At 33.1% G+C, this 22105-nt stretch carries 18 protein-coding genes; 4 read left to right on the top strand and 14 right to left on the bottom strand.

What is annotated here, in order from left to right:
- Positions 1-212: 212 nt before the first annotated feature.
- From GQ47_RS05630 to GQ47_RS05610, 5 genes are all read right to left on the bottom strand, one after another.
- Positions 213-452, bottom strand: a complete 240-nt coding sequence (locus tag GQ47_RS05630) for a NifU family protein (RefSeq protein ID WP_035646036.1) — start codon at positions 450-452, stop codon at positions 213-215.
- An 81-nt stretch (positions 453-533) separates the two neighbouring features.
- Positions 534-1661 (bottom strand): Mrp/NBP35 family ATP-binding protein, encoded by a 1128-nt coding sequence (locus GQ47_RS05625; RefSeq protein ID WP_035646034.1) that lies wholly within the window; start codon positions 1659-1661, stop codon positions 534-536.
- 300 nt (positions 1662-1961) lie between these two features.
- Positions 1962-4394 carry an ABC transporter permease gene (locus GQ47_RS05620; RefSeq protein WP_035646032.1) on the bottom strand — a complete coding sequence of 811 codons (2433 nt, stop codon included), beginning with the start codon at positions 4392-4394 and terminating at the stop codon, positions 1962-1964.
- A gap of 126 nt (positions 4395-4520) precedes the next feature.
- Complete coding sequence (locus GQ47_RS05615; RefSeq protein ID WP_026727034.1) at positions 4521-5228, bottom strand: ABC transporter ATP-binding protein; 708 nt, start codon at positions 5226-5228, stop codon at positions 4521-4523.
- A 143-nt stretch (positions 5229-5371) separates the two neighbouring features.
- Complete coding sequence (locus GQ47_RS05610; RefSeq protein ID WP_035646030.1) at positions 5372-6616, bottom strand: efflux RND transporter periplasmic adaptor subunit; 1245 nt, start codon at positions 6614-6616, stop codon at positions 5372-5374.
- A gap of 158 nt (positions 6617-6774) precedes the next feature.
- Here GQ47_RS05610 and GQ47_RS05605 point away from each other — a divergent pair, with 158 nt between their 5' ends.
- Positions 6775-8121, top strand: coding sequence for a sigma-54-dependent transcriptional regulator (locus tag GQ47_RS05605; protein ID WP_035646846.1), 1347 nt, complete (start codon positions 6775-6777; stop codon positions 8119-8121).
- Between the two features lie 154 nt (positions 8122-8275).
- The gene (locus GQ47_RS05600; protein WP_035646028.1) at positions 8276-9601 is read left to right on the top strand and encodes a sensor histidine kinase; all 1326 of its coding nucleotides are present in this window, start codon (positions 8276-8278) and stop codon (positions 9599-9601) included.
- A 156-nt stretch (positions 9602-9757) separates the two neighbouring features.
- Here the strand turns inward: GQ47_RS05600 and GQ47_RS05595 are convergent, their stop codons facing one another.
- The 5 genes from GQ47_RS05595 to GQ47_RS05575 form a co-directional block, all read right to left on the bottom strand.
- Positions 9758-10087, bottom strand: a complete 330-nt coding sequence (locus GQ47_RS05595) for an MGMT family protein (RefSeq protein ID WP_035646025.1) — start codon at positions 10085-10087, stop codon at positions 9758-9760.
- Between the two features lie 84 nt (positions 10088-10171).
- Positions 10172-10810: a LysE family transporter gene (locus tag GQ47_RS05590; protein ID WP_035646023.1), complete on the bottom strand. Its 639-nt coding sequence runs from the start codon at positions 10808-10810 to the stop codon at positions 10172-10174.
- Between the two features lie 41 nt (positions 10811-10851).
- On the bottom strand, positions 10852-11529 hold the full coding sequence (trmB, locus tag GQ47_RS05585; protein ID WP_035646021.1) for a tRNA (guanosine(46)-N7)-methyltransferase TrmB: 678 nt from the start codon (positions 11527-11529) through the stop codon (positions 10852-10854).
- 141 nt (positions 11530-11670) lie between these two features.
- On the bottom strand, positions 11671-13053 hold the full coding sequence (locus GQ47_RS05580; protein ID WP_035646018.1) for an ammonium transporter: 1383 nt from the start codon (positions 13051-13053) through the stop codon (positions 11671-11673).
- 262 nt (positions 13054-13315) lie between these two features.
- Entirely contained in the window at positions 13316-13804 is a 489-nt protein-coding gene (locus GQ47_RS05575; RefSeq protein ID WP_035646016.1) for a nuclear transport factor 2 family protein, read from the bottom strand.
- A 175-nt stretch (positions 13805-13979) separates the two neighbouring features.
- Here GQ47_RS05575 and GQ47_RS05570 point away from each other — a divergent pair, with 175 nt between their 5' ends.
- Positions 13980-14645, top strand: a complete 666-nt coding sequence (locus GQ47_RS05570) for a hypothetical protein (protein ID WP_035646013.1) — start codon at positions 13980-13982, stop codon at positions 14643-14645.
- Positions 14646-14791: 146 nt separating this feature from the next.
- On the opposite strand, the gene GQ47_RS05565 is transcribed toward GQ47_RS05570, so the two are convergent.
- The 4 genes from GQ47_RS05565 to GQ47_RS05550 all read right to left on the bottom strand — a co-directional run bounded on the left by GQ47_RS05565 (position 14792) and on the right by GQ47_RS05550 (position 21445).
- Entirely contained in the window at positions 14792-15106 is a 315-nt protein-coding gene (locus GQ47_RS05565; RefSeq protein ID WP_035646011.1) for an HPF/RaiA family ribosome-associated protein, read from the bottom strand.
- Between the two features lie 266 nt (positions 15107-15372).
- Positions 15373-18369 carry a DEAD/DEAH box helicase gene (locus GQ47_RS05560; RefSeq protein WP_238567947.1) on the bottom strand — a complete coding sequence of 999 codons (2997 nt, stop codon included), beginning with the start codon at positions 18367-18369 and terminating at the stop codon, positions 15373-15375.
- Positions 18366-18761 (bottom strand): (deoxy)nucleoside triphosphate pyrophosphohydrolase, encoded by a 396-nt coding sequence (locus tag GQ47_RS05555; RefSeq protein WP_035646010.1) that lies wholly within the window; start codon positions 18759-18761, stop codon positions 18366-18368. Before GQ47_RS05555 ends, GQ47_RS05560 begins: the two co-directional genes overlap by 4 nt.
- A 218-nt stretch (positions 18762-18979) precedes the next feature.
- The gene (locus GQ47_RS05550) at positions 18980-21445 is read right to left on the bottom strand and encodes an AsmA family protein (RefSeq protein WP_035646008.1); all 2466 of its coding nucleotides are present in this window, start codon (positions 21443-21445) and stop codon (positions 18980-18982) included.
- 264 nt (positions 21446-21709) lie between these two features.
- Between GQ47_RS05550 and trxA the strand changes: the two genes are divergently transcribed.
- A complete protein-coding gene (gene trxA, locus GQ47_RS05545) occupies positions 21710-22027 on the top strand; it encodes a thioredoxin (RefSeq protein ID WP_012023423.1) in 318 nt (105 codons plus the stop codon).
- Positions 22028-22105: the final 78 nt, after the last annotated feature.

The raw sequence follows: 22105 nt of genomic DNA, 5'->3' as shown, positions 1-22105 counted from the left end.
AATTTAAGATTTAGGGTTATTTTACAAATTTAAGTTAAATAAGTAAAAACAAAGCAACTAAAACTCTTAAATCTTTATGTTGTTTTTTGTTAAATATGCAATATTCGATTTAGTTTTGAATGTTTTTATTAAGAAAACCAAGAAAAACACGCAAAAGAAATACTATTCTTGTTAATAATCAAAAATCGCAAATGCTAAGAAAAAAGGATTCACTACATGATATTCACCACAGTTTCAATTTGTGGTGCATATTTTTTAATTGTAGTTTCAACTCCTGCTTTCAAAGTCATTTGATTCACGCTGCAGCTAATGCATGCGCCTTCAAGACGAACTTTTACATGTTTATCTTCGTCAATCGAAACTAGCGTAATATCTCCGCCATCAGATTTTAAAAATGGCCTTATTTCGTCTAAAGCCAATAAAACATTATTTGTTAACTCTTCTGTTGTCATAATATTAATGTGTCAATTAGAGAATGTGTCAATTAGAAAATTTAATTCATTATCTAATTGGCACATTATCTCATTATCTAATTATTTTTTCACTGCTGAACATCCTGCCATAGTTGTAATTTTAATGGCTTCTGTTGCTGGTAAGCTTTCGTTTCTGTTTACTGTTTCCTGTACAACATTTCGTGTGATTTCTTCAAAAACAGTTTCAATTACTGAAGCTGTTTGCAAAGCCGCCGGACGACCGTAATCTCCTGCTTCACGAATAGATTGTACAATTGGAACTTCACCTAAAAATGGTACATCTAAGTCAGCAGCAAGATTTTTTGCTCCTTCTTGTCCAAAGATATAATATTTATTATTTGGTAATTCTTCTGGAGTAAAGTAGGCCATATTTTCAACAATTCCTAAAACCGGAACATTGATATTGTCCTGCATGAACATTGCAACTCCTTTTTTAGCATCAGCAAGTGCAACAGCTTGTGGTGTACTTACCACAACCGCACCTGTGATAGGAAGTGACTGCATGATAGAAAGGTGAATGTCTCCTGTTCCTGGAGGTAAATCAAGAAGCATGAAATCAAGTTCTCCCCAATCAGCATCAAAAAGCATTTGGTTTAAAGCTTTTGCTGCCATTGGTCCTCTCCAAATTACAGCCTGGCTTGGTGCAGTAAAAAATCCAATAGAAAGTATTTTGATTTCATAACTTTCAACTGGTTTCATTTTTGATTTTCCGTCAACTGTAACCGAAATTGGTTTTTCGTTTTCAACGTCAAACATAATTGGCATCGAAGGTCCGTAGATATCAGCATCTAAAATTCCAACCTTGAATCCCATTTTTGCAAGTGTTACAGCAAGATTTGCAGTAACAGTTGATTTTCCAACTCCTCCTTTTCCAGAAGCAACGGCAATAATATTTTTGATTCCAGGAATAGCACGACCTTTGATTTCGACTTTTTCAGGAACTTCAACTTTAATATTTACTTTGATTTTTGCATCGGCAGAGATCAATTCGTGAATTGTTTTTTTAACATCGTCTTCTGCTCTTTTTTTGATGTGCATTGCAGGTGTATGAAGTACTAAATCAACTACAACTTCATCGCCAAATGTAATAACGTTGGCAACAGCACCGCTTTCAACCATATTTTTTCCTTCTCCAGCTATAGTGATAGTTTCTAGAGCTTTAAGAATTTCTTTTCTATCTAATTTCATTTTTAATGTAGGTGTTTTCTAATGATGAAACTTATTTAAGCACTATGTTTATTTAAACTTGTTTCAGAGTGCAAAGATAACAGATTAAGTTCGGATTCTTACTTTTTTTGAATCGTATTTATTGATATTGAAATTATTCAAAATGATGGAGTTGTGATTTTTTGAAAGAGAGGGAGGAAAGGAGAAAATAATTAGAAACAATTTTTAGATTGGAGAAGCAAAGAATTTCATTTAAAAATAGAAAAAAGAAACCCACCAAGATTTGATTTGGTGGGTTTCTTAAAAAAAATGGTCTACAAGTTATTCGTATTTTAGGTATTTCAAAACATCGATTTTAGTTACTTGATATGCTTTTGTTAAAACAATCAGCAAAGTTAAAAACAGTAATGAAACTAATGCGATTGAAAATGGCAAAGTCGAAATATTGATTCTGAATGCGTAATCTTCAAGCCATTTTTGTAATAAAATATAAGCAGGACCGATTCCGATTCCAAATCCAAGCAAACAGAATAAGACATATTGTTTAGATAATTCTTTAAGCAAAATGTCAGTTTCTGCGCCTAGCGTTTTTCTAATTGCAATTTCTTTCAGTCTTCTCTCCATCGAAAATGATGCCAAAGCGAATAATCCGAACACGGCAATTATAATTACGACCAAATTTAGAATGAAAAACAGGTTTTTTTGCTTGATTTGTTCCTGATATGTTCTTGCAAATCCTTTGTTAACAAATTCATATTCAAAAGGATAATCAGGATTTACATTTTTAGCCCAGTATGATTTCAATTTTTCTAACGTTTCTGTTAAATTATTTGGCGATACTTTTACAAAAATATTATTGAAGTTGTTCCATCCCAAGGTTTTGATGTTTATAAAAACCATTGGAGGCACTTTATTTTGTAAACCTGTAATATGAAAATCTTTAACAACACCTACGATTTTAAATTTCAAATTCCCACTATCGTTTTTAGACCAGCCTGAAGTAATTATGGTGTTTATTGGGTTTTTTAAATTCAAAGTTTTGGCAAGTGTTTCATTAATCAACATACTGCTCACCGTGTCAGAAGCAAATTTTGGAGATAAATCACGCCCTTCAACAATTTTGATTTTCATCATTTCCAGAAACCCAAAATCTATTTCTGCATTTCGTGGCTGAACAAAAATTCCGTTATGCGTAAATCCAGAACTTGAATTTGTGCTTCCACCAAAACTTCCTGCAAATGTAGTAACGTCTAAAACTCCTGGTATTTTTTTGATTTCTGGTTTGTCAACGCCATATTGCTGCGTTCTTTTTTGTCTGTCTGGTTTGTTGTAAGGAATCGAAATTACTTGATCTCCGCTAAAACCAAGATCTTTGTTCATCATATAATTTACCTGTGAATTGACAATTAAAGCACCAATGATAAAAAACGCTGCGATTCCGAATTGAAAAATAAGCATTGAATTTCGAATCCAGATACCGCTTTTACTTCTAGAAAAATTCCCTTTAAGTACTTTTAAAGTCTCAAAATTTGAAATATAAATGGCTGGGAAAATACCTGCAAGAATGATTACTAATCCAAAAATCATAATAAGTTGCAGGTAAAATTCGCTCCCATTCATGGTTAAAGTCTTCTTCAAAAATGTATTATAATACGGCAACGAAAGCTCTACGATGGCAAGTGCAAACACTATGGCAAGTACGACAATTATTGCAGTTTCAAATATAAATTGAGTAATAATTTGGTTTTTGGTAGCGCCCACAATTTTGCGAACACCAACTTCTTTAGCACGTTTGATTGCCGATGCAGTCGCTAAATTGATGTAGTTTACCAATGATAAAACCAAAATCAAAATAGACAAACCGGCCATGATATAAAGCAATTTTAAATTCCCTACACCTTCAGGAAAATTTTGTCCTGCCGAACTTTTTGTTCCGTGCAAACGAGACATTTGTATTTGGTCTAAAATAACTGTGATTTCGCCATTTTCTTTTACATATTGTTCTGGAGTTTGGCCATTTTCTTTGGCATCTTTTAAAGTTCGGTTTACATAATTAACGTTTTGCATTTTCTTCAAAACAGCAACCGGATCAGCACCTTTTTTGATCTTTACTAATAAACCGTAATTGAAATTTCCCCAACTGTTAATATCATTTTCACGTTTTACACCGCTAAAAACATAATTTGGTTCTATAGATGAAGGTGAAATAATTCGATAAACCGCTTTTACAGTATATGTTCCGGTATTGTATGTGATCGCTTTTCCAATAGGATCTTCGTCTTTAAAAATCAATTTTGCTTGTTCTTCAGAGAGTGCAACGCTGTTTTTTTCTTTTAAAATATTGGTTTTAGCGCCTTTCAGGATTTCGAAAGGGAAAAAATCAAAGAAATTTTCGTCGCTTACGGTAATTTTTTTCGCCATCAATTTTTGACCTTGATATTTGATGATATCCTCGTCATACCAAGTATTAAAGAAGCAGATTTTTTCGATCTCAGGAATTGTCGCTTTACAGGTTTCCCCAAACGGAATCGAGTTTGAACCCCAAGTATCACCTGTTGCGCCAATTTTGTTCAAGACCATATAAGCGTTTTCTTTGTTCGGATTCCATTGATCATAAGCATGTTCATTGTTCCAATACAAAATCGCAAAGATTACGCTGGCAACGCCAATGCTTAATCCTAAAACATTCAAAAACGAAAACATTTTGTTTTGCTTCAAATGATAAATAAATATTTTAAACCAGTTAGAAATCATGGTAGTGTTTTTTGTAGTTATTTAGGTTTTGCAACCCAATTAGTTTTTTAAATCAAAGCCCATATTTTGCAGACGAATTCTACCAGAATTACAATTGCTGCTACGATAAATTTTACCATTTTTCTTTTATTTAGCGTCCATAAAAACATCTACATTTCTCTGGTTTAATTTTTCAGAGAATATCACACCATCTTTCATATGAATGGTTCTTTGCGAGAACGAAGCATCATAATCAGAGTGGGTTACCATCAAAATTGTTGCGCCTTTTGCGTGCAAATCGGTTAAAAGTTCCATTACTTCATTACCGTTTTTACTGTCTAAGTTTCCTGTTGGCTCATCGGCAAGAATTATTTTTGGATCGTTAACCAAAGCTCTTGCAACGGCAACTCTTTGTTGTTGACCTCCAGAAAGCTGTTGTGGAAAATGTTTCAAACGATGTGAAATATTCAATTTCTCAGCAATAGCTTCAATTTTTTGTTTTCTTTCCGAAGCTTTTACGTTGTTGTAAAGCAAAGGCAATTCGATATTGTCGTAAACAGAAAGTTCGTCGATCAAGTTGAAATTCTGAAAAATGAATCCGATATTTTCTTTGCGAACCTGCGCTCTTCCTTTTTCTTTAAGACCAATCATTTCTTGATCTAATAATTTATAACTTCCATCAGTAGCGCTGTCTAAAAGTCCGATGATATTTAATAAAGTCGATTTTCCACAACCTGAAGGCCCCATGATAGTTAAAAAATCACCTTTTTTAATTTCTAAAGAAATACCGCTCAATGCTGATGTTTCTACTTCTTCTGTTCTAAAAACTTTGGTTAAATTTTGAATTGTTATCATTTTTTGTAAAGGTGTTAAATGTTGTTAATTACGTTTTTTGATTGATGATTGAAATGATGATTTTTTTGTTTGTTTCAGGTTTCAAGTTTCAGGTTGTTTCGTTGCGCAAAACCTGAAACTTGAAACCTGAAACTTGAAACAAATTATTGACTACTAATAGAAAGCTCCTCAATATCTTTATAATCTGTATATGATGAAGTGATTACAGATTCGTCTTCTTTTAATCCTTCCAGAACTTCATAATAAGAAGGATTTTCTCTGCCTAATTTTATATTTCTTCTTTCGGCTTTATTTCCTTTTGTTACAAAAATCCATTTCCCTGCAGTTTCTTGATTGAAGCTTCCTTTTGGCAGCACTAATATTTTATTTCTTTCTGATAAAATTAGTTTTACACCAAAACTAAGTCCGTCTTGTAAAGTGATATTTTCTTTAGATGTAAAAGCTAATTCTACTGTAAAATGTCCGCCTTTTACTTCCGGAATTACTTTGGTCACAATAACTTCAAGATTTTTCCCTTTAAATTCTACCTGACCTTTCAAACCTTCGCGAACTTTCTCCAAATAAAATTCATCAACATCGGCAGCCAGTTTATAACCACGTTTTGAGTCGATTTTCCCGATGCTTTGACCTGCCTGAAAATTTTGTCCTAAGACAACTTCAAATGAAGTTAATCGGCCAGATTCTGGAGCGGTGATTAAGAAGTTTTTCTTGTTGTTTCTCAAAATATCCAAACTTTTTTCCATAGTCTGAATCGAGCGGTTAATTTGTGAAATCTGAACTTGATTCGATTGTTTTTCTTTTTGAATGCTTTGCTGAATAGTTCTTTTTCGTTCTTCCTGAAAACGAAGACTTTCTTTAAAAGTATTCCAGTCGTTTTTCGAAATCACATCTTTATCGTACAATTTCGAATTCATATCGTATAATCTTTTGGCGTCGTTATAATCGTGTTCGATCAAAACCAAATCTTTATTTAAATTCAATTCCTGATTTCTGATGTTTAATTTTCCTGTATTTAAATTATTGATTTGCTCAATAATTGCAGTTTCCTGAGTCAAGTAATTCAATTCAGTGTTTGGATTGTACAAACGTGCCAATGATTGTCCTTTAGTTACCATTGCGCCGTTTTCAACGAAAATCTCTTTTACAGATCCTCCTTCTGTAACGTTCACAAGCATTACGTTGAGCGGTTCAACTTTGGCCTGAAAAACCACAAAATCTTCAAAAAAAGCTTTTTCAACTTTTTGGATCGAAAGTTCTTCGGCTTTTACATTTAAACTTCTTTTTGTGTTAAACGAGAAAAACACGATTGCTACCAAAACTAAAAAAACTCCAATTGCTATTGTGAGATATCTAAATTTTCTATTTTTACGAGGAATTACCTTATCCATTTTTTAAATAATTTACTGATTACCAATAGGTAAATACTGTGCCACAAAATTTATTATTTGTAAAGCATTGATTTTAAAGAAGGTTCTGAAAACAGTCCAAAAAAAGAGTGTTCGATAATGAACAGTTGACCGTTCAAAATCGAACAAAAAAAGAAAGCATGAGAAAAAAACAAGCCCAAATATTAGTTGTTGACGATCAGGAAGAAATTCTTTTTTCGGCAAAAATGATTCTCAAAAAACATTTTGAAACGATTTTTACCGAAAATAGTCCCAAAAAAATCATTACGGCTTTAAGTGAAAATGATATAAATGTGGTTTTGTTAGACATGAATTACCGAATTGGGTTTGAAGATGGACGCGAAGGAATTCATTGGTTGAAAGAAATCAAAATCCTTTCTCCAAATACAATCGTGATTTTAATGACTGCTTTTGGGAAAATTGATACTGCTGTTGAAGGAATCAAAATGGGCGCTTTTGATTATGTTTTAAAACCTTGGAACAACGAAAAATTACTCGAAACAATTGATAAGGCTGTCGCCGAAAGCCGAAAAAACAATAAAAAACCAATTGTTGAAAAAGCCGAAAAAAGATATTTTACCGGAACTTCTCAAAAAATAAAACAAGCCTATTCAATTGCTGAAAAAGTAGCAAGAACCGACGCAAATGTGTTGATTTTAGGTGAAAACGGAACCGGAAAATATGTTTTTGCAGAGTTTATTCATCAGAATTCAGATCGAAAAAATGAGCCTTTTGTACATGTTGACTTGGGTTCTTTGAGTGATAATTTATTCGAAAGCGAACTTTTCGGATATGCAAAAGGCGCTTTTACTGATGCAAAAACAGATACAGCAGGACGATTTGAAAATGCTCAAAACGGAACTATTTTTCTGGACGAAATTGGGAATATTCCGCTTCATTTACAATCTAAATTATTGCACGTTTTGCAGACTAAAACTGTGACGCGTTTGGGCGAAAGTAAAGCAAGACCTTTGAATGTTCGAATAATTTCGGCAACCAATAATGATATTAAAGCCGAGGTAAAAAACAAGATTTTCAGAGAAGATTTGCTGTACCGAATCAATACAATGGAAATCAATTTGCCGCCTTTGCGCGAGCGAAAAGAAGATATTGTTCCGATGGCAAATTTTGTTCTCGACCAGATTGCTGAAAAGTACAATCAGGATAATTGGAGTTTTGCAGATAATGTTGCGCCTTATTTAGAAAAATATCCTTGGAAAGGAAATGTTCGTGAAATGCAAAATAAGATTGAACGCGCGCTGATTTTGGCCGACAATAATATAATTTCAGTTCAGGATCTTGATATCTTGGATTTTGAAGAAATTCAGGAAAATGACGAAAATCCGTTATCTGAATTAGAGAAAACGGCGATTGAAAAAGCACTTTTCAAACATCACGGAAATATCTCAAAAACAGCTGAAGAATTAGGATTGTCGAGAGCTGCTTTGTACAGAAGAATTGAAAAATACGATCTAAAGAATACTTAAAGAAAAGCGTTGATATAACCGCAAAGTACGCAAAGTAATTTTTTGTAACGTATGTAAATACTTTATTAAGTTCGCAAAGCTGTATGGCGTTCTTTGCGTAAAATCTTTGCGACCTTTGCGGTTAGATTTTCATCAGCATAAAAAAATAAAAACAATGAAAAACTGGAAATTTTATAACGCTTTATTCGTAAGAGTCTTGTTTGTAATGATACTCTTTTTTTTCTGCGTTTTTCTGATTTATAAAATGTTTTATTATAACGCAATTTTGGTTGGTGTTTTTGTTTTCATAATGCTTGCCGAAATGTATTTTTATGTCAAAAATCAATTGCAGTTTTACGACAGAACGTTGCTTTCGATTTTGCAAAATGATTTCACAACCAATTTCCCCGAAGAAAATAGAAAAGATAATTTTGAAAGTCTCTATCTTTTGTATGAAACTTTAAAAGTACAACAACAAGAACAAATTTCGAAAGAATTGATTTATCGTTCACTTTTGAACAATATTGAAAGCGCCGCTTTGATTTTGGAAAAAGAAAACGACGATTGGAATATTTTTTTGATGAACGACTGTTTTTCAGATTTGTTTAAAGTGCCAAAAGTGAGTCATTGGAAATACCTTAAAAATTATCTTCCGTCGCTTTGTTTCGAAATTGAGAAAACAGATTTCAGCGAATTAAAATCGGCTATTTCTATTAAAATTGAAGAACAGGATTTGCAGACTTTTATGCTTCAGACTTCGCGAACGCAAAGTTATAATCGAGAATATTTTATCATTTTATTGGACAGTATCCAGCGCGTTATTGAGAAAAAAGAAAAAGAAGCCTGGATCAATTTGATGAAAATTATTTCGCATGAATTAATGAATTCTTTGACGCCAATTCGTGCGCTTTCGCAGAATTTACTCCACATTGTCGATCAGGAAAAATTGGAAGAAGATGATTTTGAAGACATCAAAAGCAGTATTTCGACTATAATAAATCGAAGCGATCATTTGCAGGTTTTTGTTGAAAACTACCGAAAATTGGCCATGTTGCCAACGCCAACAAAACAAATGACGTCAATAAATGCGCTTTTTGAGGATTGCCTTCGCATCATGAGTCCGATTTTAAAAGCTGAAAATATTGAATTGATTAATGAAAGTCATAGTTCGCGCTCGATTATGATTGATAAAAATCAAATGGAACAAGTAATTATTAATTTGATTACCAACAGTATTCATGCATTAAAGGAAAAATCTGAAAAGAAAATGTATGTTTCGAGTTATACGGAAAACAATCGCTTTTTCATTTCGATTTCAGATAACGGAAAAGGAATTGCTCCAGAAATTCAGGATAAAGTTTTTCTTCCGTTTTTTACCACCAGAAAAGACGGCGCCGGAATTGGTTTAACACTTTCAAAAAATATTATTGAAGCGCATGGCGGCTATTTAAGCTACCAAACCGATGAAGATAGAACAAGTTTTGTGATTTGTTTGATTTAAAAAAATGAATCATATAAGTTCATTTTATGCGTTGCACATAAATCTCTCGCAAAGTCGCGAAGTCGCAAAGCTTATTTTTAAATTTTCTTTGCGACTTCGCGACTTTGCGAGATTAAATGGCAAGGTAAATCAAAACTTTAAATGGACTTATATCACTTATATGGTAGAGATTTCAGGTTGCCAAAAATGTTTTTCGAAATCTATAATTTGGTTATCAACAACTTCAATGCCTTCATTTTCTAAAAGTTGCTGCATTAAATTCGTTCCGTCAAAATGATGTTTTCCTGTCAAAAGTCCTTTTCGGTTTACGACTCTGTGTGCGGGAACATCATCCATATTATGACAAGCATTCATTGCCCAGCCAACCATTCGTGCAGATCGCGCTGTTCCTAAAGCTTTTGCAATTGCACCATAAGAAGTTACTTTTCCGTACGGAATTTGTCTTGCAACGGCATAAACTCTTTCGAAAAAATTTTCTTCGGCCATATTTTTTGGAACTAATTAAAAAGATTTTAAGGATTTTAAAATTAGTATTTATCTACTTAATTCAATAAAATCAGTGTAGAATTTTTATCTGAAATAATAATTCAGAATATTAAAAAGCGTTGCAATAGCCACTAAACCGGTAATACTTCCGATAATGGTATTCATATTGCGCATAAAGTAGTCGGTTTTCTTTTCTATTCTTCCAAAGAAAGCAATATAACTGTATAAAATTCCAAAAGCGCCAAGGACAGAACCTAATACAAAGGTGACAATTATGGTGTTTTCGAATACAAAAAGATTGTATGAAGCCAAAGTTACACTTACTACAACATAATATGGAATTGGAAAGAAATTCAGTCCGGAAAGTAACATTCCGAGAAAGAAACGGCTTTTTTTGCTGCTCTTTTTAATCTTCGTTTTTTTCTTTGTTATTGGCTCTTTGGCAATAAACAAAAAGTAAATGGTTAAGATCGCAAAAATGACAAAACCAACTTCACGCAATAACGTTATAACATCTGGCCGATTGTCTATGACACGAGCAAATAATACTGCGACATAAGCCTGAAAAAAAATGACGAAAACGGCACCGATTACAAACGATAAAGCATTCTTTTTCCCTTCTTTCATTTTTATTTTAGCAGCGGTCATGTTGAGTAATCCCGGCGGAATTGTCCCAATAGCAGCGGCGATAAAACCTGAAAGTAATGGAGTAAGGTAGGTCATTCAGTTATTAAATCGGTTAGATAAAGGTTTCAAAATTAAAGTTAGTCTTTAATTTTGAAACGAATATACGTAATTGCCTTGTTAATTTCTAAATATTGTTTTTCGTAAAATGTCTGAATTGAAGTCACAACTTCCGGGCTTCCTTCATTTTTGTACACGTTATGGTTGGCATACAAAACTTCGTGGCCTTCTCCGTGAAGCAGCCCAAGTGTATAGCCGTGCATGAATTCACTGTCGGTTTTTAAGTTTACGACACCGTCTTTTTTCAGGATTTTTTTATACAATTGAAGAAATTCAGAATTCGTCATTCTGTGTTTTGTTCTTTTGTATTTGATTTGCGGATCCGGAAAAGTAATCCAGATTTCATCCACTTCATTTTCAGCAAAAATATGATTGATTAATTCGATTTGAGTTCGAACAAAAGCCACATTATGAAGACCGTTTTCAACAGCCGTTTTAGCGCCTCTCCAGAAACGAGCTCCTTTAATATCAATTCCGATAAAATTTTTGTTAGGATATTTTTCAGCTAATCCAACAGAGTATTCTCCTTTTCCACATCCTAATTCTAAAACTAATGGATTATCATTTTTAAAGAAATCAGAATTCCATTTTCCTTTCAAAGGCATTAAATCGCCTACAACTTCTTCTCTGGTTGGTTGAAAAACGTTTTGAAATGTTTCGTTTTCTCTGAATCTTTTAAGTTTATTTTTACTTCCCACTTTTACAAAAATTTTCCGCAAAATTAAGGAATATAAACGAATGAAATGGCGTAAGTAAGTTTAAAAGTTTTTTGCCACAGATTTTACAGATTTTGAAGATTTTTTTAATCTGTTTAATCCGTAAAATCTGTGGCCTATTTTTTAACCGTAATGTGGTTCTGTAATTGGTTTTGATTTTGGATCTAAAGTTTCATCATGTTGTGATAAATCCAGACCAATATGTTCTGATTCTTCAGAAACTCTCAGTGGAATAATAAAGTTGGTTACTTTGAACAAGAAATAAGCTCCGAAGAAAGTAAAAATTGAAACTAAAACTAATGCCATCATATGGTGTCCGAAAACATTCCATCCGCCGTGAAGCAAACTTGCGTCTTCGCCATGAGCAAAAATAGCCGTTAAAATCATTCCCATAATTCCGCCAACACCGTGACAAGCAAAAACGTCAAGCGTATCGTCGAATTTTTTTGAGTATTTACAATTTACTGCTGTGTTAGAAACCAAAGCCGTTACAAATCCGAAGAACATACTTTCTGGGACAGAAACATATCCTGCGGCAGGCGTAATGGCAACCAAACCTACAACAGCACCAATACAGGCACCTAGAGCAGAGACTTTTCTTCCGTTCACTCGGTCAAAGAAAATCCAGGTTAACATGGCTGCGGCAGATGAAGTTGTTGTAGTTGCAAAAGCCATAGCAGCAGTTCCGTTGGCAGCAAGAGCAGATCCAGCGTTAAAACCAAACCATCCAAACCAAAGCATTCCGGTTCCTAATAATACAAAAGGAATATTAGTTGGAATATGCTGACTGTTTTTTCTTTTTCCTAAAACAATAACTCCGGCCAAAGCTGCGAAGCCAGAACTCATATGAACCACAGTTCCTCCGGCAAAATCTTTAACGCCAAAATAGCTTCCTAAAATTCCAGTTGGATACCAAACGGCGTGACATAAAGGAGCATATATAAAAAGCGTAAATAAACTGATGAAAATTAAATAAGATATAAAACGAACGCGCTCAGCAAATGAACCTGTGATAATAGCAGGAGCAATAATGGCAAATTTCATTTGGAACAAAGCAAAAAGCATAAACGGAATTGTACTCGCCAATTTTTTGTGAGGCAAAACGCCCACATAATCCATAAATGCAAAAGTGGTTGGATTTCCGAAGAAACTATAAAAATGATCGCCAGAACCAAAACCAACCGGCTCTCCAAAAGCAAGACTAAAAGCCACAACTACCCATAAAAGTGTCACGACTCCAAGACAGATAAAACTTTGAAGCATAGTCGAGATTACGTTTTTCTTGCCTACCATTCCGCCATAAAAGAAAGATAATCCAGGCGTCATGATCAAAACCAAACAAGAAGAAGTCAGCATCCAGGCAACATCGGCAGGAACAATATGATCAGTAGTGCCAAATTCAGACAACACATAACTATTTTCGGTCATTGTAGGCCAAAACGCACCCGTGATGCAAACAATGCTTATCATGATAAAGGAAATAATCCAGCGTTTTTCTATTTTCATTTTTAAAATACTTTGTTTAACCCTATTTTTTTTGGGGTCAAAGTTAAAAAAAAATAAAGATTCTTGTTTTGAAGGCTGTTAAAATAGAGGTTGTTGTTTTATTTTGGCTAATTTTTTAAAATTCGTTCTGTTTTTTTAAGAGTATTCCATTTTTTGCTTTCTAAAAGAGGCCGTTTTTGTCAAATATGTTATAATTAAATTGACATCGATTGTTGTAAACTGCTCTAAAAGTTAGGATTATAATAATAAAGCTGAAAAAAGTTTATTTTTTTTGGAGCTTAGCAATCAAGGCATCTTCAATTGGCGCTTTTATTTTTGTAACCGAATCAACATCTTCATTCGGGATCGTCATCGATAATACATAATGCTGGATTTTCCATTCTTTCCCAATTTTGACCAAAACACCAGAACCACGGCAAATTTTCATTTGAGTATTCAGTAATTCATCAAACCAGGCAATTTTTCCTGTTTTATCAAAAAATATGTGACGTTCTAAAGCAGTAAAATTCCAGGTTTTTCCTTTATCGAAATGCGGTTTTGCCCAAATTTTGAAATCCTTTTTAGTCCAATTTTCGGTAGCGTCTGTTCCAATGAAAATAGCATCATCAGACATTAAAGCAAAATAGGGTTCAAATTTAACATCGGCGGCAGCTTTGTGCCAAGTATCTAAAGTTTGATTGATTTTGTCTTTGTCAGTTTGAGCATTTGCAAAAGAAACAACGAATAAAAGGAGTAGAATAGTTTTTTTCATGAGATAGATTATTTAAGTTTAAAGGTAAGAATCATTTTGGACAAGTAAAATTTGCCTGAAAAAAACTTTTAGATTGTTGTCTTTGTGAGGTAAAATGTCTGTAAAACTTAAATTATCTTAGATTACTTATATGGTTTAAAATTTTTATATTTGAGAGCTTTAAAATACCACAATTATGAATCCGAAAATCATTATAAGTTCGCTGGCTTTTTCGTCTTTGCTTTTTATTTCTTGTAAAAAGGAATTAGAGCCACAACAAAATACAGCAACATCAGAATTGGTTCGACTAGGACTTGCAAAAGATACTACAAAACCTGCCGCAGCTGCGCCAGTTGTACAAACGCAAACGGCAAATCCAAATACAGTTTTAGGAGAAACAAAAGGATTAAATCCTGCTCACGGTCAGCCCGGACATCGTTGTGATATTGCTGTTGGAGCGCCACTGAATTCGGCTCCACCACAGCAAGGTCAGGTTGTAGCGCAAGCGCCTCAAGCGGTACAGGTAAATCCGAATCAGAAGAATGTGGTAACGACAACAACAACTACTCCTGTAAAAGTAGCAAAAGGCATGAATCCGCCACACGGACAGCCAAATCACAGATGTGATATTCCAGTCGGAGCTCCTTTAAATTCTCAAGTTGCAAAACCTGCTGCAACAAATACAGCACAAAGCGGAACCGCTTCAAAATCGTTTACTGTAACGCCGCCAGCAAATAATCCAACTCCGGCTTTGTTAAGCACAGAAACAACACCAACAGTAGCAGAAGGAATGAATCCGCCACATGGGCAGGCAGGACACAGATGCGATATCGCCGTTGGAGCGCCTTTACCGAAATCGTAAAGAAAGAGGGACAAAGGTGCAAAGGTTCAAAGCGACAAAGCTTAAAACCTTTGTCGCTTTGTGCCTTTGTCACTTTGAACCTTTTCAGAATAAATAAAAAAAAGACGCTTCAATTCGAAGCGTCTTTTTTTTATTTATTCTGAAACCTAATATTCTTTTATTTTTTCGAAGGTTGTAGTTAGTGATTTTTTGATTTTGCTTAAAGCACCGCTAAAAGCTTTTTCTAATGTGTCGGCGTGTTCTGTTACAGTGATTGGCTGTAATTTTTGAGGACGAACTTCGATTACGCATTTTTTGTCCTGCAAACTAAATTTCTCTCCATTTTCATCCCCAAAGTGAACTTCAATGCGGGTAATTTTGTCTTCAAAACGTGCTAAACCTTTTTCTAATTCTGCTGAAAAGTAGCTTTCTAATCTTGCGTGTCCATCGATGTTTTTGTCGGTGTTGATTTGAATCTTCATAATGGTTTAAATTTTATGATTGTCTCTCAAAGCTATCTTTTTTGACGGAAATAGGCAAGGGAGTTAAGGAAAGATTATGAAAAGTTTAGAGTGATTTTAAGGTTCATAAATGAAACAATTAATCTATAGACATTTTAGCAGATTCTTTCCAAAGATAATTGGGCATAGGCTCATTTAATTCCCATTTTATATTCATCGGTTTTGAACCATCGGTTTCTTTAAATTTACCTTCTCCAATAAAAACATATCCTAATGTATTTCCATTTTCATCTGAACTTTTTTTCTCTTACAAAAAGCAATATTTTTTTATTGATTTCAAGATGCTTTATGTATGAAATTCCTTTTATTGTTTCTGGACCATAAGCATTATGTGATTGCCAATGAAATAATGTTTCGCTTATTGCATAATCATCATACATAGTTGTAGGCGAAAAATTTTCTTCGGATTTAATTAGATTAATAAAGAGGATTTCGGTATTTAAATTTTTATTTTCTGCTGCGCCTTCTCGATTAGATGACTTTTTCTCAAATGTACTTAAACGGAAAGCTACTAGTATTTGATCTCTTGTATATCGTGCATGTAATTTTAGAGGTTGTTCATATGGTAATTGAATGTCAATTTCTTTAAAACCAATTTTGTCAAGTAATATTTCTAAAACTTCTATAATCTCATTTACAAGAGTTTTACTTTTTCCTATTTCAATTATACTTTTTTCTAGAGAATCAAATCCTCCTGCACTTTGCCAAACATCATAATGAAGCATTAAAAGCATGGTTTTTTGATTTTCGTCAAAATCAGTGATTTTAATATTAAAACCTTTTTTTGCGATCATTAAAATGAAATTGAAATAACTAGTAGAATTGGTTGACAACCATTTATTTTTAATAGCCGAATATATTTGCTTCTCATTTATTTTTTCATAGTCAATAATTACTCCAGCTTTTTGACACAAACTTGACCAAGTTTCTTTTTTGGAATAAATTGTTTCAATTGAAATATGAGTTAATTCTATAAAATTGGCAATTGTTAATGGTAAATTAGTTTGATGTTGAAAATTTAGAATTTTATTAATCAATTGATTTACATTTAATGATGTAGCTTTTTTAATGTTTTCAAGAATCGTTTGTTTTGCTTTTTTTTCCAAAACAATGGAACAACCTAAAGGCAAATGCGGAAAATCATCTTCAATCTCTTTTTGAACTGATGTTGTTGTTTTGCCAATTAAGGCTCTAAATTTATTCTCGAAGTCATATTCTGGTCTTGAATTTCCAACAAAATCAAGTACTGTCAAACAATCTTTCCCTTCAGCTAGACGTAATCCACGACCGAGTTGTTGAAGAAAAACCGTTAAGCTTTCGGTCGGTCTTAAAAACAAAACGGTATCAATTTCAGGAATATCTACACCTTCATTGAAAATATCAACAACAAACAAATAATTAAATTCTTTTTTCTTGAATTGATCTCTAATTCGATCACGATTGCTAGAATTTTGAGCAGTTAAATATTCTGCCTTTAAACCTGCTAAATTGAATTTTTCAGCCATAAATATTGCGTGGTCAATTGTTACACAAAAACCAATCGCACGGACATCATTTATATCACTTGTATATTTATTAAGGTTGGAGATTATCTCTCCAACTCGAACATTGTTTTTTGTATACAAACTTGTTAATTCGCTTGCTGAATATTTGCCTTTTTCCCATTTTACATTGGTTAAATCAATGCTATCGGTAATTCCAAAATATTGAAAAGGGCATAATAATTTTTTATTTAATGCCTCTGGTAATCTAATTTCAGCAGCAATACGATTACAAAAATCTGCCAGAATATCTGCATTATCCATTCTTTCAGGCGTTGCTGTCAGTCCCAAAAGTACTTTTGGTTTAAAATAATTTATTATTGGTCTATATGTTGCAGCAGAAATATGATGTACTTCATCAACAATAATAAAATCATAATATTCAGGAGAAAGTTTAATTTCTTTAAGTCTATTGTTTAAAGTTTGAACTGAAGCAAAAACATATTCATTTGAATTTGGTTCTATACCATCAACCCATAAATCTCCAAAATTATTATCTTTTAAAATGCCTTGAAAAGTGGCTCTTGCTTGTTGTAAAATCTCTTTTCTATGAGCAACAAAAAGCAGTTTTGATGATTCATTATTGCTTTTGAAATTTTTATAATCAAATGCAGAAATAACTGTTTTTCCTGTTCCTGTTGCAGCAACTAATAGGTTTTTATTTCTATCATGAACAGATCTTTCGACTTCTAATTTTTCAAGAATTTCACTTTGATAATGAAAAGGTTTAATGTCGAAATATGCTGTTGAAAAAGTATATTCTTTTGATAGCTTACCTTGTTTAAGAGCTTCAACTAATTTTTCAGAATGAATATTTATGTCGTATAATTCAAAGTCTGCATTTTGCCAATATGCTTCAAATGTTTTTTTAAATTTATCAATGATGTGCCCAACTTCTTTAGTTGTTATTTTTAAATTCCATTCTAAGCCATCGGTTAAAGCTGAGCGAGAAAAATTTGACGAGCCTATATAACCAGTATGAAATCCTGTATTTCGTTGAAATAAATAAGCTTTTGCATGCAAACGTTCATTTCCTGTATTATAGGAAACTTTTACTTCTGTATTTTTTAATGACGCTAAGAATTCAATTGCTTTTGAATCTGTTGCTCCAATATAAGTAGTAGTAATTACTCTAAGTTTTCCTCCTCTTTCTGTAAATTCTCGTAATTCACGTTCAAGAATTCTTATTCCTTTCCACTTTATAAAAGAAACTAATAAATCAATTTTATCTGAAGATAATATCTCTTTTCGTAATTCACTCTCTAAAGTTGTTCCAGAATTTCCTCCCGTAAAAAGTTCGCTGTGAATAAGTCTTGTGTACGGAGTAATTTCTTTTAGATGTAGGTTTAAATCAGTAAAATGAGCATCGATTTTGGTAAAAACGGCATTTAATATTTTACCTTCTGTTTCAATCAAATCATCTTCAAATTCCTCTTTTTTTAATTCGTCTCGTAAAAATAGAATTATTTTATTTGCAACTTCAATTTGAGTTTCTAAAGCATCTTCCCCTTTTATTAATGTAAAAGCATACTTTATAGTTTTACCAATATGTTGTGATAGTATTTGAGCTGCTTCGGCTTTATCAATTGTCGTTTTTTTTACCTGAAATTGGTCTTTATCAAGTTCGTTTATTTTATAATTGATTAGTTTAGTTACTAATTCTTCATACAATCCTTGATTCATAATTCAAGTTTTAAAAATTCTTCAACAATTGGCAAATCAGCTTCTGCCCAATCTAAATTTAATAGTTGTGATTTGTCTAAGAACTTATAATCTTTATGTTCAGCCAATAGAATTTTACCTGATATATAATTTGCCATAAAAGGAATTAGATTTATTTTAAAAGTTCCATAATCATAAATGCTATTTGAAAGTTTTTTCAAAACATCAATTTCAATATTTATTTCTTCTTTAATTTCTCTTTTAATGCAATCAATTTCATTTTCACCTTTTTCAACTTTGCCTCCTGGGAATTCCCATTTTAAGGGTAATTTCATTTTTTCACTGCGTTGAGTTACTAAGATTTTTTTATCTTTTAAGATAATGGCACAAGTAACGTTTAGAGGAATAGGCATTTTTTATAGATATGGTTAGCTTGATAAATTAGAATTAGAAATAATTTTTAATATTAAGAAAATTTAATGAGATCTGTTCTCTAAAATGAGTAGTTTTTTAAACGAAATAATCTTATTAAAACGAATTACTCTAGCCCTGATGGAAACGGCATCCTTTTGTGCCGGGGTTCGGCACAAAAGATATAGTGGACAGCAGGAATTAGCTCCAAATAATACTTCTACTTCTCCTTTTCCTTTTTCCCCTTTTTAATCTTCATCTTCCCATTATCATCATAAGCCACTAAACGAAGAATAATCCCTTTTTCTCTAACCGCATCACGTTCCGCCTTGGTAGCAAGTTGAGCATCGTTCTTAGAATTTCGAAGCGGAATAGTAAGCGCTAAATTCGTGCCTCGGCCAAAGGAATAAACACCTTTTGCATCAAGATTTAAAACACTCGAACTGATCGTTAGTTTATTGACATCAACCATTTCGCCGCGCAGTTTAAAATCGCCAGATAAATCGCTGAACGTAATATTCTTAACATCGCGAAACGGAAAAGCATATTTTCCCACTTTCATAATAGGCTCAAAGTTGACCAAAGCGCCCTGAGTAACATTAAACACTAAACTTCCGTGTGTAGAATTTGTTATGAGTTCGCCATTGCTGTTCATTAAACCTGTAACATTAGCATTGCTGGTTAATCTTCCGTGAATATTATTTGGTGAAAAAGATTTGATTCCGAAGTTGTTGAAAGACCTTAAAAAACTCGCAATATCAACTCGGCTTACCTGAGCATTTGAACCGAATATGAAATTTTTTCCGCTTGGTGAAACTTCCGCATTAAAAGCAATGCTGCCTCCTGAAGTTTGAAGCGAACCATTTTTTATGACCAATTTAGAGTTCAGCATTTGGATTCTTGCTGTGGTATTTGTGGCCGTCAGTTTATTGTAGGTTATTTGATCAGCTTTGATGTCAATTACTACCGAACATTTTTCGATTACGGTTCGCAAATGAGTCGAAATAGTTGGTTTTTTATTTGTTTTTGCAACAGTTTGTTTTTTGGAAGAAGCCAAAACACCCAAAAATTGTTTGACATCGATATTCGGGCAATAAATTTTCCAATTTACCACCATTTGTTCCGGCGCATCGTAATAAAGATTGAGGAAATTATCAATTTTACCTTCAATATAAATCGTGTTTTTCTTGTGTTTGTAGGCGATTTTTTTAATCAGCAAAGCTTGTTGTGTAAACTCAAGCTGTATATTTACTTTTTCGGCATGAACATTCTTCGGAATAAAATCAAATGAAGTATTGGTTACGTTTACATTTCCAATAAATTTTGGCTTATTGATATACAAATCCACAATATCAAACTGAAATTGCAAGTTGGCTGTAGCGTGTCCTTCAGTAAATTGAATCCATTTGTCATTGCTGATTTCGTTGAGTTTGCTGACATCAAAATCAGAACTTACAGTTCCTGTCGCAAGCGGTTTTTCGAGATTATTGATCGACAATTGCGGAATCTTCAACGGAATATTTTGATAAGTTGCTGAAAATCGGGTCAAAATTACAGCCGAATTGGCATCGGTGAAACCTTCTTTCGGTTTGAAATTATTGGTAAAAATCCCTTTAAAATTGCAATCATTCAGCTGTCCGTCGGGAATGCTCAATTCGTTGTCTTTAATAATCGCCTGAACGACAATTTTCGGATCACCTTCGGCATTCAAATCGCCTTTTATGTCACAATTTACGTCAATTGGCTTTTTTAGATTAAAGCGATTGAGTTTTGAACTGATGTTTCCCGACAATAAATTAGAGGCATTTTGCCATAAAATGGTTGTTCCAATATTAATTCCGAACAAAGAATTGTTTTTTCCCAAATTGAAGAAAGCCACAATATCAAAAGAATCAGTTCCAATTTTCAAGCCATCTGTTTTAACATCGATTTTTTCTTTTTCAGCATTAAAAGAAACAGCCAATGTTCCTTTGAGGCGTTTTTGTTTGGCAAAACTTCCGTGAACGGTATTAAAAGCGAGACTGTTGATTTGCGTGTCCAGAAAAAGATCGGTTTGCCAATTATCACCATCATAATCTACTTTTGATTTTAAGCTGGCAACTTCAAAATCAAATAATTTGTGTCCAACGTGATTGTCGATCGTAAACCGAACATTGTTGAGGTCAATTTGTCCGATTGTGGTTTCGGGTTTCTCTTTGTTTTCGGGTGTTTTTTTCTTTTTTGGTTTAAAAATATTGGAATTTGAATAACCATCTGGCGCTTTGTAAATATAAATTTGAGCGTCGTTAATAAGAACTTTATGAATGTTGATTTCTTTCTGAAGCAAACTCACAACGTTTAAGCGCACTTCGATTTCCTGCGCTTTCAGCAGAGTATGTTTATGCATATCCCATTTATTGTCTTTTAGCTCGACATCTTTTAAAGCCAAAGTAAAATTCGGAAAACCAGTTAAAAATTTATACTGAAAATCACCAATATGAAACTTTCCATTTATGTTTTCGTTGATTTTGGTGTTGATTTTAGCAATGATTTCGGTTTTGTTTCTGTTGAAATAAATCGACAAACCTCCGCACGCAATCAGCAAAAGCGCAATTACTCCTAAAATAAAAAATCCAAAACGCTTGGCATATTTTTTAAAACCAGCCGATTGCAAAAAGACTTTTATGCGATGTAAAGTTTCTTTCATCTGGAAAATTTTAATGGTTGATTAAAGATACTACAAAAAACAATCATATTTAAATTTCTGATTTTCAAATTACTGCAATGTTGAATCTACGATATCAAACTTAAATTTATGATATAATTATTTACAATACTTTTATAATCAAAACTAATTTATGAATGGTGTTTGATTAGTTTTTAATTTTTAACTTTGTACCTCAGTTTAGGAAATAACAAAAAACGGGTCTCTAGGGACTAAAGCTGAAATAACATTTAAAGACAAATTATTATGGCATTAGCAATAACAGATGCTACTTTTGACGAAGTAGTTTTAAAGTCAGATAAACCAGTAATGGTAGATTTTTGGGCAGCATGGTGCGGTCCTTGTAGAATGGTTGGTCCAATCATTGACCAATTAAGCGACGAGTACGCTGGTAAAGTAGTTGTTGGTAAAGTAGATGTAGATGCTAACCAAGAATTCGCTGCAAAATATGGTGTGCGTAACATACCAACCGTTTTGGTTTTTCATAACGGTGAAGTAGTAGGAAAACAAGTTGGAGTTGCTCCAAAACAAACCTACGCAGATAGTTTAGACGCTTTGTTGTAATCGTAAGATTATGATTTATATAAAGAAGGTTTGACGAAAGTCAAGCCTTTTTTATTTCTTTCCGCCACGAATTCACGA

It is taken from the genome of Flavobacterium sp. ASV13, from assembly GCF_000745775.1.
In the GTDB taxonomy this organism is placed as follows: Bacteria; Bacteroidota; Bacteroidia; order Flavobacteriales; family Flavobacteriaceae; genus Flavobacterium.
The sequence above is the reverse complement of the archived record's forward strand: the minus strand, read 5'-3'. Positions and strand labels throughout refer to the sequence as shown.

Bases quoted from the DNA above. Each gene is read 5' to 3' on its own strand.
- GQ47_RS05630 (WP_035646036.1), bottom strand. From the start codon at position 452: ATGACAACAGAAGAGTTAACAAATAATGTTTTATTGGCTTTAGACGAA.
- GQ47_RS05625 (WP_035646034.1), bottom strand. From the start codon at position 1,661: ATGAAATTAGATAGAAAAGAAATTCTTAAAGCTCTAGAAACTATCACT.
- GQ47_RS05620 (WP_035646032.1), bottom strand. From the start codon at position 4,394: ATGATTTCTAACTGGTTTAAAATATTTATTTATCATTTGAAGCAAAAC.
- GQ47_RS05615 (WP_026727034.1), bottom strand. From the start codon at position 5,228: ATGATAACAATTCAAAATTTAACCAAAGTTTTTAGAACAGAAGAAGTA.
- GQ47_RS05610 (WP_035646030.1), bottom strand. From the start codon at position 6,616: ATGGATAAGGTAATTCCTCGTAAAAATAGAAAATTTAGATATCTCACA.
- GQ47_RS05605 (WP_035646846.1), top strand. From the start codon at position 6,775: ATGAGAAAAAAACAAGCCCAAATATTAGTTGTTGACGATCAGGAAGAA.
- GQ47_RS05600 (WP_035646028.1), top strand. From the start codon at position 8,276: ATGAAAAACTGGAAATTTTATAACGCTTTATTCGTAAGAGTCTTGTTT.
- GQ47_RS05595 (WP_035646025.1), bottom strand. From the start codon at position 10,087: ATGGCCGAAGAAAATTTTTTCGAAAGAGTTTATGCCGTTGCAAGACAA.
- GQ47_RS05590 (WP_035646023.1), bottom strand. From the start codon at position 10,810: ATGACCTACCTTACTCCATTACTTTCAGGTTTTATCGCCGCTGCTATT.
- GQ47_RS05580 (WP_035646018.1), bottom strand. From the start codon at position 13,053: ATGAAAATAGAAAAACGCTGGATTATTTCCTTTATCATGATAAGCATT.
- GQ47_RS05575 (WP_035646016.1), bottom strand. From the start codon at position 13,804: ATGAAAAAAACTATTCTACTCCTTTTATTCGTTGTTTCTTTTGCAAAT.
- GQ47_RS05570 (WP_035646013.1), top strand. From the start codon at position 13,980: ATGAATCCGAAAATCATTATAAGTTCGCTGGCTTTTTCGTCTTTGCTT.
- GQ47_RS05565 (WP_035646011.1), bottom strand. From the start codon at position 15,106: ATGAAGATTCAAATCAACACCGACAAAAACATCGATGGACACGCAAGA.
- GQ47_RS05560 (WP_238567947.1), bottom strand. From the start codon at position 18,369: ATGAATCAAGGATTGTATGAAGAATTAGTAACTAAACTAATCAATTAT.
- GQ47_RS05555 (WP_035646010.1), bottom strand. From the start codon at position 18,761: ATGCCTATTCCTCTAAACGTTACTTGTGCCATTATCTTAAAAGATAAA.
- GQ47_RS05550 (WP_035646008.1), bottom strand. From the start codon at position 21,445: ATGAAAGAAACTTTACATCGCATAAAAGTCTTTTTGCAATCGGCTGGT.
- trxA (WP_012023423.1), top strand. From the start codon at position 21,710: ATGGCATTAGCAATAACAGATGCTACTTTTGACGAAGTAGTTTTAAAG.